Origin of the sequence: Thermoflexus sp. (genome assembly GCF_025055495.1) — a bacterium.
Classification (GTDB): Bacteria; Chloroflexota; Anaerolineae; order Thermoflexales; family Thermoflexaceae; genus Thermoflexus.
The window spans coordinates 1-12,144 of record NZ_JANWXB010000025.1 but is presented as its reverse complement, the minus strand read 5'-3'; the positions used below and the strand labels follow the sequence as shown (position 1 = coordinate 12,144).

Genomic DNA, 12,144 nt, shown 5'->3' with positions numbered 1-12,144 from the left:
GGAGAAAAGTTTCAATCCCACGCTGGTTCGATTGAGGGCTGGTCAGAATATCCCACCCGACCGCCACCAAGAGTTTCAATCCCACGCTGGTTCGATTGAGGGTGACGCATACCGCCCGAACACCGCATTCGGGAGAAAAGTTTCAATCCCACGCTGGTTCGATTGAGGGCCAGCAATTTGAGAGGAGAGAAGGGAATGGAGAGAAAAGACGGGGATTTCCCTTTCCTCGTTTCTGTTTTTACCACTATCACAGGGATTTGTCAAGCCTCTCCTTGCCGTGAAGGGTTCAGAAGCCACGACGAGGTCCGCGGAAATCTTTATCAAAATCAAAGAAATATGTAGAAAGAAGAGATAAATACTTAGGATTACGGGATGAAAAATGGGACGGAAATAGGGGGGAAAGAATGCGGTGATAGAAGCCATTATAAAACACTCCCGTGAACCCCCGATCGCCGCAAATCCCATGGGGGTCCACGGAAGATTTTTGCGCCATGGTAACTAAGCTTGAATCTCCATCCCCGAAGAGCGTCAGGCCGGCCCCCTCTCCCTATCCTCCGGCCTGTAAACCCAGACGGCCTATACTCGCCAAAGGCGGGAGAACCACCCGGCCGCCACCCGAAGCTGAATCCAACAGATCCGGAATGTCCCCCGCCGCCAGGGAACGCAAACCCCAGGAATATAGCTTCCCTCTTAAACCGAGCCATAATAGTTAGTAAAGGACCCTGTTCCCAGCGAACCGGGAATGGATCCAGATCCCGCATCGGGAGGCTTCGGAATGACCGAAACTATGCGGGCCGTGATCAAGGCAGCGCCGGAACCGGGCCTCACCCTGGCCCGCTATCCCATCCCCTCCCCCGGCCCCGGCGAGATCCTAGTGAGGGTGAAGGCCGCCTCCATTTGCGGAACCGATCTCCATATCTATCGCTGGGATCCATGGGCCCAGGGACGTATCCATCCGCCCCTGATCATCGGCCACGAATTCTGCGGGGAGGTCGTCGAGCTGGGGCCAGAGGTCAACGACATCCGCATCGGCGATTTCGTCTCGGCGGAAAGCCACGTGGTCTGCGGCCGCTGCGATATGTGCCGCACCGGTAAAGGCCACCTCTGCCGCAACACCCGCATCCTGGGCGTGGACCGCAACGGCGCGTTCGCCGACTTCATCGTCATCCCCGCCGAAAACGCCTGGGTCAACCCCCCCGACCTCCCCCTCGAGGTCGCCGTCCTCCTGGAGAACTTCGGCAACGCCGTCCACACCGCCTTCGCCGTCGATCTCCGGGCACGCAAGGTGCTGGTGACCGGATGCGGCCCCGTAGGGTTGATGACCATCGCTGTCGCCCGCGCCCTCGGCGCCCGAATGGTCATCGCCACCGATATCAGCCCCTACCGCCTAGAACTTGCCCGCCGTATGGGCGCCGATCACATCCTCAACCCCAATGAGATCCACATCGTGGAAGCGATCCGGGACCTCACCGGGGGCGAGGTGGACGTGCTGCTGGAGATGTCCGGCGCTCCCTCCGCCATCCGGGAGGGATTCGCCGTCCTCAAGCCCGGCGGCCAGGCCGCCCTCCTGGGCCTCCCCCCTGGACCCATCGAATTCGATCTCTCGAATCTGGTGATCTTCAAAGGCATCACGATCCACGGCATCGTGGGACGACGCCTGTGGGAGACCTGGTATGAGATCCGCGGCCTGCTCAACGCCGGGGTCGTGGACCTGCGGCCGGTGGTCACCCACCGCTTCCGTCTGGAAGAGTTCGACCAGGCCTTCGCCATAATGGCCAGCGGCCAGAGTGGAAAGGTGATGTTGATCCCATAAGCATAACGGAATCGCCCACCCCCTTCCTCAGAGGAGGGGAAACAGGACAAACTCCCGCCCGACGAGGCGGCGCCTGGATTCGATCCCTCTATCCGCTCAGGAGGTCTCAGAATGACGGTTCAACCCGCTACGACTGATAAACTGGCATGGATCCGGGAGGAGTTGCAGGCCCTCCAGGACCAGGGCCTCTACATCCATATCCGCACCATCCAGTCGGCCCAGGGGCCATGGCTGATGGTCGATGGGCGTCGCGTGCTGAATTTTTGCTCCAACAACTACCTGGGCCTGGCCAATCATCCGCGCATGCGCGAAGCCGCCCGTCAGGCCATCGAACGCTACGGCGTGGGCCCCGCCGCCGTGCGCACCATCGCCGGCACCCTGGATCTCCACTTGATCCTGGAGGAAAAGCTGGCTCGCTTTAAGGGCGTGGAGGCCGCCCTCTCTTTCCAATCCGGCTTCAACGCCAACCTGGCGGCCATCCCCGCCCTGGTGGGCGAGGGGGACGTCATCTTCTCCGATGAGCTCAACCACGCCAGCATCATCGACGGCTGCCGCCTCTCCCGGGCCCGCATCGTCCGCTATGCCCACAATGACCCCCACGACCTGGAGGCGAAAATCCAGGAGAGCCTGGGCAGCTTCCGCCGGGGCTTGATCGTCACCGATGGGGTCTTCTCCATGGACGGCGACATCGCCCCTCTGCCCGCCATCGTGGAAATCGCCGAGCGCTACGGCTTGTTGCTGATGGTCGACGACGCCCACGGCGAGGGGGTCCTGGGCCGCGGCGGCCGAGGCATCGTGGACCACTTCGGGCTCCACGGTCGGGTGGACATCGAGGTGGGGACGCTCTCCAAGGCCTTCGGGGTGGTGGGCGGCTATGTGGCCGGGCGGCGGGAGATCGTGGAATGGCTGCGCCAGCGCGGACGCCCCTTCCTGTTCTCCAGCGCCATGACCGCAGCGGATACCGCTGCCTGCATCGCCGCCGTCGAGATCTTAGAGGAGTCCACGGAACGGGTGGACCGGCTCTGGGAGAACACGCGCTACTTCAAGGAGGAAATGCGTCGCCTGGGCTTTGACCTGGGCGGGAGCGTGACCCCCATTACCCCCGTGATGTTAGGGGACGCGCGCCTCGCTCAGGCCTTCAGCCGCCGCCTCTTCGAGGAAGGGGTGTTCGCCCAGGCCATCGGCTACCCCACTGTCCCCCGGGGCAAGGCCCGCATCCGGGTGATGATCTCCGCCGCCCACGAACGACAGGACCTGGATTTCGGCCTGGAGGCCTTCGCAAAAGTGGGCCGGGAGCTGGGTGTGATCTGAACCCCCCATGGCGCGAGACGCGATGAAAACCCTCCATCTCCCGACTGCAAGGCGACCCGGCCGGGCAGGCCGATCCAGCCACACCCTGGCCCGCGAACGATCCCTTCGGGAAGGCACCGCATGATCCGACCCAACCACGATGCCTTGGTCGTTCTCGACTTCGGTTCCCAATACGCCCAACTGATCGTCCGCCGCATCCGGGAGAGCGGCGTCTACGCGGAGCTGTTCCCCTGGGATGCAGACCCAGAGGAGGTGCTGGCCCTCCGGCCGAAGGGGTTTATCCTCTCCGGAGGGCCCGCCAGTGTCTATGAAGCCGGCGCCCCCACCCTCCCGACGTATGTCCTGGAGAGCGGACGGCCGGTGCTGGGGATCTGCTACGGGATGCAACTGCTGGCCCACGCCCTGGGCGGACGGGTGGCCCCCGCCCCCGCCCGCGAATACGGCCGGGCCGAGATCGAGATCCTAACCCCAGCGGATCCCCTGTGGCATGGCCTTCCATCCCCCATGACCGTCTGGATGTCCCACGGGGACCGGGTGGAAGCCCTCCCGCCGGGCTTTCGCGCCATGGCCCGTTCCCCGAACGCCCCGCTGGCGGCCATCGGGGATCCCGAACGGCGCCTCTACGGGGTGCAGTTCCACCCCGAGGTCGCCCATACGCCCCTGGGTCGGGAGCTCCTGCGCCGGTTCGCCCTGGATCTGTGCGGCTGCCGGCCCACATGGATCCCACCGGCCATCGCCGAGGAGCAGATCGCCCGGATCCGGGAACGGGTGGGGGGAGAGCGGGTGCTGTGCGCCGTCTCGGGCGGTGTGGATTCCACCGTGACCGCCGCGCTGGTCCATCGCGCCGTCGGCGATCGGCTGACCTGCCTGTTCGTGGACACCGGGTTGCTGCGTCAAGGGGAAGCGGAGGCGGTGGTTCGGGCCCTGCGCGGGTTGGGGCTCCCGATCGTCGCCGTCCACGCGGCGGAAACCTTCCTTGAGGCGCTGCGCGGGATCATCGATCCGGAGGAGAAGCGAGTGCGCATCGGCCACGCCTTCATCGCCGTTTTCACGGAGCACGCCCGTCGGCTGGGCCCTTTCCGGTTCCTCGCCCAGGGAACCCTCTATCCAGACGTCATTGAAAGCCGAGGGCCCGAGCGGCGAGCCGCCGCCCGCATCAAGACCCACCACAATGTGGGAGGCCTGCCGCCGGATCTCTCCTTCGAGCTCATCGAGCCCCTCCGGTATCTGTTCAAGGATGAAGCGCGGGCCCTGGGGGCGCATCTGGGCCTGCCCGCGGAGCTGCTCCGGCGACAGCCCTTCCCAGGACCCGGGCTGGCCGTGCGGTGCGTCGGCGAGGTCACCTGGGAGCGGCTGGAACGGCTCCGCGCCGCTGACGCGATTGTTCAGGAAGAGCTGGCCCATTCCGGATGGGCGGACCGCGTCGCCCAGGCCTTCGCCGTGCTGCTGCCTGTGCGCAGCGTGGGGGTGATGGGGGACGCCCGAACCTACGAGGAAGTGGTGGCCATCCGCGCCGTAGCCACCGAGGATTTCATGACCGCCTCCTGGGTCCCGCTGCCGCACGAGATTCTGGATCGGATTGCCACCCGCATCGTGAATGAAGTCCCGGGGGTGAACCGCGTGCTTTATGACATCACCCACAAGCCCCCGGCCACGATTGAGTGGGAATAAAGTCCCCGACATCCGAGGCTTCCGCTTAATTTCTCAGCTCATGTCCGAATACAGTGAGGATCGGGTCGACCCCGGGGCGCGTTTTTCGATATAATGAGGGCACGATGGAGGGAGGGCTTTGTCCAGTTAGGAACTGGAGATAGGGGAACCGAAGCCGGTCCGGAAGGCGGTGGCCCCTCTCCACCGCCCAAGGGGCCGTGGAGAGGGAGAGAAAAATCCCCAAAACGGACAGAGCACGTCGGGATGATCCGGCCACCCAATTTGTTGGAGGAGCGCGAAGATGTTCACCGCACAGGATCTCCTGCGGCAGAAGGGTCGGACGGGTTACCTGGCCGTTTCGGCCGATGACACGGTGCTCGAGGCCCTGCGCGTGATGGCCGAGGCACGCATCGGGGCCGTGCTCGTGCGGGAAGGGGATCGCATCGTGGGCATCTACACGGAGCGCGACTACCTTCTCAAGGGCGAGCTCCAGGGCCGCGTGGCCAGCCAGACCCCGGTCCGCGAGGTCATGACCACCCAGATGATCACCGTCACCCCGAATGCCAGCGTTGAGGAATGCCTGCGGCTTATGAACGAATACGGGGTTCGGCATCTTCCCGTTGTGGATCAGGGGCGCGTCGTCGGCATCCTCTCGATCCGCGACGTGCTCTTCGCTGCGCTGGCGGCGCGCGAGAGCGAGATCCGCGGCCTGGAGAACTTCATCCTGGGCTCTTCCTTCCAAACCTGATCCCCCAAGGCCATCATGGGCCTTGGGGTGCCTTTCGTAGCCTGTAGCGGAATCCGCCGAGGGATCCATCGCCGGCCCTCGGATGAACTATGCCCGCACACGGGGGAGAGCCAGAGACACGGGGGCGCGCCGTGTGCGCCGGGCCCACGCGATCCGCAGGATATGGGCGGCCATCCGCCCGTAGTCATAGCCCGCTGCCGCCGCGGAGCGCACAAACCCCGCGTCCAGCGAGATGTCGGGGTTCGGATTCACATCGATGACATAAGGCATCCCATCCGGCGCCAGCCGGATGTCCACCCGCCCGTAATCCCGAACCCGCAGGGCCCGATAGGCCAGCGTCGCCACGTGCACCACTTCGGCCTCCGTCCGCTCATCCAGCGGCGCCGGCACCTGCGGGATGGTCCGTCGATACCGTTCGCTCTGCCGATCCCACTTCGCGAATTGATCCACGATTTGCTCCTCTTCCCGCAACCCATCGAAGAGGATCTCCGAGATCGGCAGGGGCTCCGGATCGCCGTTCCCCCATAAGCTGACGTTCAGCTCCCGACCTGGGATGAAGGCCTCCACCAAGGCGGGCTGGCGGAGCGTCTCCAGCACATATTCCACCCGCGCTCTCAATGCCGCGGGAGAGGTCACCACCGCCTCCGGCGTGATCCCAATGCTGCCATGCTCCCGAATCGGCTTCACAATCGCCGGGAAGTCCGTCCATCCCTCCAGATCCAGCAGCCGTTGGCAGACCCGCCAGGTCGGCGTGGGGATGCCGTTCAGGGTGAGGAAGGCCTTCATCAGCGCCTTGTTCCCCGCCACCGTCAGGGTCCACGGACCGGATCCGGTGTAAAGGAAACCGGCCGACTCCAGCGCCCGGGCGATGCGAGGCTCCGCGTAGGGATCGCCCTCCAGCGCCTCACACCAGTTAAACACCACCCATTCCGCGGGATCATAGGGGGCCAGAGCGCTCAGGACCTCCCGGCAGACCTCCACCGGGTGGACCACCAGGCCATGGGCTTGAAGACCTTCATGCAATCTGCGCGCACACTCCCGGGCATACATCTGATCTTCCGGAGGCCACGCGCCATCCACGTTGTAGAGCAGGATCACCTGGCGCAGGGTCCTCGGCCTCGACGGATGCCGCATCATTCCACCTCCTGCGCATAGGCTTCTGCCGCTGAAGGCCGGTGCGCGCCCGGCAACCGGGAGAGGCCCTTGAGGTATATAGCCAGCCCTTCACCCTCCTCGTAGAAATCCTCCACCACCGCCAGCAACCGGAACCCATGGCGCTCATAGAAGCGACGGGCCGGAGCGTAGGCAGGGGTGGTCGCCGTCTCCACCAGGATCCACCTCCCCCCCTCTCGCTCCACATGCTCCTCCATCGCCCGGAAGAGAGCGGTGCCGATGCCCCGGCGCTGCGCTCGGGGATCCACCAGCAACCAGTAGAGATCCCACGACCATCGGGTCATCGGTCGGCGCCCATAGCAGATCAGCCCCAGCGGCGCTCCCCTCTCGCCGTCCGACCAGATCCGGAAATAATAACCGCTTCCCTCGAACCCCTTCGTGCAGGCTTCCTCAAAGATCTCCATTAACGTCCGGATCTCCTCGGGCCGGAACACGCCACATCGCTCCGCCAGCGCCCGGATCGCTTCCCCCTCATCCGCTCGAGGCCATCGAATAGGCGACATCCGCTTCCACCGTCTGGACCAGTTGAGATGTTATGGCCTCCTTCCGCCGGTGGCGCCGTTCCCAGGCCAGGCGGATCAGCCGCTCGGCCAGCGCCCCGTAGGAATACCCAGCCACCTGGGCCGCCTGAACGAATCCGCTGTTCGGCGCCAGGCTGGGATTCGGGTTGACCTCCAGCACATACGGGGTTTCCCCCTGAAGCCGGAGATCCACCCGTCCGTAATCCCGACAACGCGCCGCCCGGAAGGCCCGGACCGCGACCTCCCGGATGCGGGCCGCCAGCGCCTCGTCGACAGGGGCCGGGCATCGCACTGGTGTCAATTCATACTCTTCAGAGCCCGGCAACCACTTGGCGGCGAAGGTGCAGATCCGCCACATCGGGTTCGCAATCCGAGAGTAGTCGATCTCCGCCAGGGGAAGGACCTCCAGCGTCCGCCCGCCCCAGATGGCCACGTTGAACTCGCGCCCCTCGATAAAGGCCTCCACCAGCGCTGGCTGACGATAGGTTTCCAGGATGTAAGCGATCCGCTTCCGGAGGGCCCCTTCCTCGGTGGCTACAGACTCCCGATCGATCCCATGGCTGGCATCCTCGGCCAGCGGCTTGACCATCGCCGGAAGGGGGATTCGAAGGCGATCTCGGGGATCGTGGACCACCTGGGCGGGCGGAGTGGGCAGGCCAACCGCCCGAAGGCGGGCTTTGGCCCGCGCTTTGTCTAAACAGAGGGAGAGCGTGGAACCCGGGGATCCGGTATAGGCGAACCCCCGGGCCTCCAGGACGACGGGCACGATCGCCTCCCCCTGCGGACGTCCATCGAGGGTTTCGCAGAGGTTGATCACCGCCGTGTCTTGAGGATCAAAATCCTCCAGCGCCTCCCGCAGGGAGTCCAGATCCCAGACCCCTCGGGCCGTTACCGTCCATCCCTGCTCGATCAAGGCAGAAGCCATCGCCTGAGCGGTGACCAGGACCTCCTCCTCAGCGATCCAGTCGCGGGGCTCTCCGCGCGGGAGCCGCTTCACCACGCTGTAAAGGATCAGCACACGGTTCGGCGCAAGCGGGCGACGACGGCGCATGGAAGCTCCACGGATGAGGGTTTGGCCGCTGTGGGGGCACAGCGACGCCGTGCCCCTACGGAGTCCTCATCCCGGCCGGCTCAAGGGCGGGCTTCACCGGAAGGCGATAGCGTCGGCAGGCCGCCTCCAGGATCCGGGCGATCAGCACCTCATACGGCATCCCATCGGCCCGGGCGTTCAGCACCATATCGCTATATTCTGGATTCAGCCCGGGCAGCGTGTTGATTTCCAGCAGGTAAACTCGACCGGTGGCCGCGTCGATCCGCATGTCCACCCGGCTCATATCGCAAGCCCCGATCGCCCGGAAGGCCTCGAAGGCCAGCCGCTGGGCCTCCCGCAAGACAGCCGGGTCCAGCGGGGCCGGGCAGAGATATCGCGGGCCCAGCGGCATCTCCGACTTGATATAGGAGGTATACAGCCCGCGTTGATCCGGCGGGCATGGACTGAGATCCACCATCATCGGCGGGAAGACGTGGACCCCGCCGATCTCCAGGCCTTCCTCGGTCGCCCATCCCCCCGGGGGTCGAAGCCATGCCGCATCCCCCTCCACGTTCCCGATGAGGCCCACGGTGAGCTCCGGGCCGTCGATGAAGGCCTCCACCAGGGCCTCCTGACGGTAGGTTCGGAGGATGTAGGCCACCTGCTCCCGCAACTCAGCCTCGTTGGTCACTACGGACTTGGCGGAGATGCCCATCCCGCTCCCCTCCCGGTTCGGCTTGACGAACAGCGGGAAGGAAAGGCGGGGGTTCAACGGCTCATCCGGCCGTCGGAACACCTGGAACGGCGGAGTGGGAAGCCCTTCGGCGATCCACACCCGCTTGGTCATCGCCTTGTCCAGGGAGATCGCCAGGGCCAGGACCCGGGAGCCGGTATAGGGGATCCGCATCATCTCCAGCATGGCCGGCACATGGGCCTCCCGGGAGTCCCCCCAGTACCCCTCGCAGATGTTGAAACAGATGTCCGGTTGGAAGCGGCGCAACGCCTCCGGGAGGTCGAGGTTTCCCTCGAAGATCGCCGTCGTGTGCCCCCATGCCTCCAGCGCCCGGGCGATCCCCTCCACGGTCTGATCCGAGTCCAGCTCCGCCCAGGCATCCGGCGGCTCGTCCGGTTGATGGGGCGCGTTCCGTTTCAGGTTCGCCAGGACGGCCACTCGCATCAGAGCACCTCCCCATTCACCACCGGGAGGGGCTCCCCGACGATCAACGGCGCCGTCTCCGTTCCCCCGGTGTGCAGCCGGCGGTGAACCGCCTCAAAGCCTTCCGGTTCGATCGTCATTGCGTCGCCCTGAAGCAGCCCGAAGATCCCCCGCTGGCCGGGCTCCGGGCGCTGGTTCCGGCAGTATTCGCAACGGCTCGGGTCATGCGGCATATAGTCGGTCGGCTGTTCATAGGCGCTGATGAACCCCTCGAAGTTCCGCAGCACGACCCGCCGCTCGCTCATCGCCAGCAGGTAGTTGGGCATCACCGGCACCTTCCCGCCGCCGCCGGGCAGGTCGATCACATACGTTGGGATGGCATAGCCGCTGGTGTGACCCCGCAGCGCCTCTATGATCTCGATCCCCTTCGAAACCGGCGTGCGGAAGTGGCCAGCGCCCTCCACCAGGTCGCACTGGTAAAGGTAGTAGGGTCGCACCCGGCGCCGGACCAACTCGTGGACCAGGGCGCGGATGATGTGGGGACAATCGTTGACCCCGGCCAGCAGCACCGTCTGGCTGCCCAGGGGGATGCCCGCGTCGGCCAGCTTCGCCAGGGCTTCGGTCACCTCCGGCGTCAGCTCCTTCGGGTGGTTGATGTGGATGTTCATCCACAGCGGATGGTATTTGCGCAGCATCGCCACAAGGTCATCGGTGATCCGCTGCGGCAGGAAGATCGGCACCCGGGTCCCGACGCGGATGACCTCCACATGCGGGATCTCGCGCAACCGGCGCAGCAGATCCTCCAGGATCGGCTGGGGGAGGATCAGCGGATCGCCCCCGGAGAGCAACACATCCCGGATCTGGGGGGTGCGGGCGATGTATTCGATCTGTCGATCGTAATCCCGCCGCCCGAAAGTCGCGTGGGGATCCCCCACGATCCGGCTGCGGGTGCAGAAGCGGCAGTAGCTGGCACACTGGGTCGTGACCAGCATCAGCACCCGATCGGGATAGCGATGGACCAGGCCTGGGACCGGGGAATGCTTGTCCTCGGAAAGGGAATCCTCCATCAACCCCGGGGTCGGCTCCAGCTCCCGGGCGGTGGGGATCACCTGGCGCCGAATGGGGCAGCTCGGGTCGTCGGGATCGATCAGGGAGGCGAAATATGGGGTGATATCCATACGAAACCGATGGGTCGCCGCCGCACCGGCTTCCTCTTCGGGGGTCAGGCGGATGATCCGCTTGAGCTGCTCCACGGAATTCAGGCGGTGGGTGAGCTGCCAGCGCCAGTCCTCCCACTGCTCATCCGGCACATCCCGCCAGATGGGCGCTCGCCGGCTACGGCGTTTTGCGCCAGGAGGCTCCTCCTCCAGCCGCTTCCGCTCCTCCATCGCTGATATCCTCCTGAACAAGATCTCGCGCCGGAGCCCAGGGATCTTCGCCGCGACCGCACCAACCTGAACCCCTCTTTCACGAGCGGGATTTTACATCAATTTCTCCACGGGATGCGTTAAAAAACCGTGTAGGTTTCGTGAGATTTCGGTTAAGCATATCATCGACAATATTCGATAAATCGAAATTTGTAAATGCAAGATATGGGTCGCTCAGAACTTCATCTGGACTCCCCACGCCTCGCCTCATCCTTTGACTTCCATTCTTCGTTTCACTCTGGGGATCAAGGACGGCGGCCCTCGTAAGCGGATGGGGCGCGCTCCGTCTGCCGGACGCCAGCGCGCGCTTCACGCCTTTCGCAGGATCTCGGGAGTCGCGATATAGTCGGAGCGTCGAAGGAGGATCGTCGGGGGCGTTTCTCATCCGCTCCCTCCCCGCCCATGAGCTGTGAGAGGGGAGAGAGGAGGCGCTGAGGAACCAAGCACACGACTCCTGAATTTTGAGGGCGGATAGGATGGCCCTCCGACGGCTCCATCTGCCTTCCGCATTCCCCGAACAGGGAGGAGCCATGATCGAGCCGACGACGCCAGAGCGCGTGTTGGTGGTGGCCGCCCATCCGGACGACGTGGAGTTCACCTGCGCGGGCACGCTGGCCAAGTGGGCCCGGCGGGGCAGCCTCATCGCCCTGGTCCTCTGCACCAGTGGGGACGCTGGAGCCGAGGAGGCGAACCGATCCCGGGAGGAGATCGCGCGGATCCGGGAGGCGGAACAGGAGGCGGCCGCCCGCGTCTTAGGCATCGCCGAGGTGATCTTCCTGCGCCATCCGGATGGCATGCTCCAGCCCACCCTGGAGCTGCGGCGGGAGCTGGTGCGGGAGATCCGCCGCTTCCGGCCCCAGGCCCTGGTTTGTGGGGATCCCTCGGTTTATTTCTACGGGGACGACTACATCAACCATCCGGATCATCGGGCGGCGGCCCAGGCAGCCCTGGAAGCCGTGTTCCCCGCGGCCGGCATGCCGCTGGTTTTCCCGGAACTGGGCCTTCCGCCTCACCGGGTGCAGGAAGCTTACATCTACGGCGCGGCACAACCCAATGTGTGGATCGATATCGAGGAGACCCTGGAGATCAAAATCGAGGCCCTGCGCTGCCATCGCAGCCAGATCGGGGATTGGGATCCCAGCCCTACCCTGCGGGCCTGGGCTGCCGAGGAAGGCCGGGCAGTGGGTCTGCGCTACGCGGAGGCCTTCCGCCGGATGACCATAGGAGGATGATTCCGCTTACGGCCCATTCGCAGTCAGGCGCATTCCTCTTCCCGCACTGCAGGGCCGCGTGGAGATAGAAAGATTGGGGTGGC

The 12,144-nt window shown here is 65.1% G+C and carries 10 protein-coding genes; 5 read left to right on the top strand and 5 right to left on the bottom strand.

The genetic code is table 11. The features are described from left to right. Positions 1 to 775 precede the first annotated feature (775 nt). From tdh to NZM16_RS00975, 4 genes are all read left to right on the top strand, one after another. Entirely contained in the window at positions 776 to 1,813 is a 1,038-nt protein-coding gene (gene tdh, locus NZM16_RS00990; protein WP_295452423.1) for an L-threonine 3-dehydrogenase, read from the top strand. A 111-nt stretch (positions 1,814 to 1,924) separates the two neighbouring features. After that, entirely contained in the window at positions 1,925 to 3,124 is a 1,200-nt protein-coding gene (locus NZM16_RS00985) for a glycine C-acetyltransferase (protein WP_295452421.1), read from the top strand. 120 nt (positions 3,125 to 3,244) lie between these two features. Further along, on the top strand, positions 3,245 to 4,795 hold the full coding sequence (gene guaA / locus NZM16_RS00980) for a glutamine-hydrolyzing GMP synthase (RefSeq protein ID WP_295452418.1): 1,551 nt from the start codon (positions 3,245 to 3,247) through the stop codon (positions 4,793 to 4,795). 280 nt (positions 4,796 to 5,075) lie between these two features. Continuing rightward, positions 5,076 to 5,522 (top strand): CBS domain-containing protein, encoded by a 447-nt coding sequence (locus tag NZM16_RS00975; protein WP_295452416.1) that lies wholly within the window; start codon positions 5,076 to 5,078, stop codon positions 5,520 to 5,522. Positions 5,523 to 5,609: 87 nt separating this feature from the next. On the opposite strand, the gene NZM16_RS00970 is transcribed toward NZM16_RS00975, so the two are convergent. Genes NZM16_RS00970 through ablA form a run of 5 tightly spaced genes read right to left on the bottom strand, consistent with a single transcriptional unit; the run spans position 5,610 to position 10,790 of the window. Then, complete coding sequence (locus NZM16_RS00970) at positions 5,610 to 6,656, bottom strand: ATP-grasp domain-containing protein (RefSeq protein ID WP_295477866.1); 1,047 nt, start codon at positions 6,654 to 6,656, stop codon at positions 5,610 to 5,612. Further along, complete coding sequence (locus tag NZM16_RS00965) at positions 6,656 to 7,198, bottom strand: N-acetyltransferase (RefSeq protein WP_295452412.1); 543 nt, start codon at positions 7,196 to 7,198, stop codon at positions 6,656 to 6,658. Before NZM16_RS00965 ends, NZM16_RS00970 begins: the two co-directional genes overlap by 1 nt. Continuing rightward, on the bottom strand, positions 7,167 to 8,267 hold the full coding sequence (locus NZM16_RS00960) for a D-alanine--D-alanine ligase (protein WP_295452410.1): 1,101 nt from the start codon (positions 8,265 to 8,267) through the stop codon (positions 7,167 to 7,169). The genes NZM16_RS00965 and NZM16_RS00960 overlap by 32 nt, the downstream gene beginning before the upstream one ends. Before the next feature lie 55 nt (positions 8,268 to 8,322). Beyond that, the gene (locus NZM16_RS00955; protein ID WP_295452407.1) at positions 8,323 to 9,423 is read right to left on the bottom strand and encodes a hypothetical protein; all 1,101 of its coding nucleotides are present in this window, start codon (positions 9,421 to 9,423) and stop codon (positions 8,323 to 8,325) included. After that, positions 9,423 to 10,790 (bottom strand): lysine 2,3-aminomutase, encoded by a 1,368-nt coding sequence (gene ablA / locus NZM16_RS00950; RefSeq protein WP_295452405.1) that lies wholly within the window; start codon positions 10,788 to 10,790, stop codon positions 9,423 to 9,425. Before ablA ends, NZM16_RS00955 begins: the two co-directional genes overlap by 1 nt. Before the next feature lie 569 nt (positions 10,791 to 11,359). Between ablA and NZM16_RS00945 the strand changes: the two genes are divergently transcribed. Then, positions 11,360 to 12,061 carry a PIG-L deacetylase family protein gene (locus NZM16_RS00945; protein WP_295452402.1) on the top strand — a complete coding sequence of 234 codons (702 nt, stop codon included), beginning with the start codon at positions 11,360 to 11,362 and terminating at the stop codon, positions 12,059 to 12,061. Positions 12,062 to 12,144 lie beyond the last annotated feature (83 nt).

What these genes read in the sequence shown, in the direction of transcription:
- guaA (WP_295452418.1), top strand. Translation starts at nt 3,245, where the DNA reads ATGATCCGACCCAACCACGATGCCTTGGTCGTTCTCGACTTCGGTTCC.
- tdh (WP_295452423.1), top strand. Translation starts at nt 776, where the DNA reads ATGACCGAAACTATGCGGGCCGTGATCAAGGCAGCGCCGGAACCGGGC.
- NZM16_RS00960 (WP_295452410.1), bottom strand. Translation starts at nt 8,267, where the DNA reads ATGCGCCGTCGTCGCCCGCTTGCGCCGAACCGTGTGCTGATCCTTTAC.
- ablA (WP_295452405.1), bottom strand. Translation starts at nt 10,790, where the DNA reads ATGGAGGAGCGGAAGCGGCTGGAGGAGGAGCCTCCTGGCGCAAAACGC.
- NZM16_RS00985 (WP_295452421.1), top strand. Translation starts at nt 1,925, where the DNA reads ATGACGGTTCAACCCGCTACGACTGATAAACTGGCATGGATCCGGGAG.
- NZM16_RS00970 (WP_295477866.1), bottom strand. Translation starts at nt 6,656, where the DNA reads ATGCGGCATCCGTCGAGGCCGAGGACCCTGCGCCAGGTGATCCTGCTC.
- NZM16_RS00975 (WP_295452416.1), top strand. Translation starts at nt 5,076, where the DNA reads ATGTTCACCGCACAGGATCTCCTGCGGCAGAAGGGTCGGACGGGTTAC.
- NZM16_RS00965 (WP_295452412.1), bottom strand. Translation starts at nt 7,198, where the DNA reads ATGTCGCCTATTCGATGGCCTCGAGCGGATGAGGGGGAAGCGATCCGG.
- NZM16_RS00955 (WP_295452407.1), bottom strand. Translation starts at nt 9,423, where the DNA reads ATGCGAGTGGCCGTCCTGGCGAACCTGAAACGGAACGCGCCCCATCAA.
- NZM16_RS00945 (WP_295452402.1), top strand. Translation starts at nt 11,360, where the DNA reads ATGATCGAGCCGACGACGCCAGAGCGCGTGTTGGTGGTGGCCGCCCAT.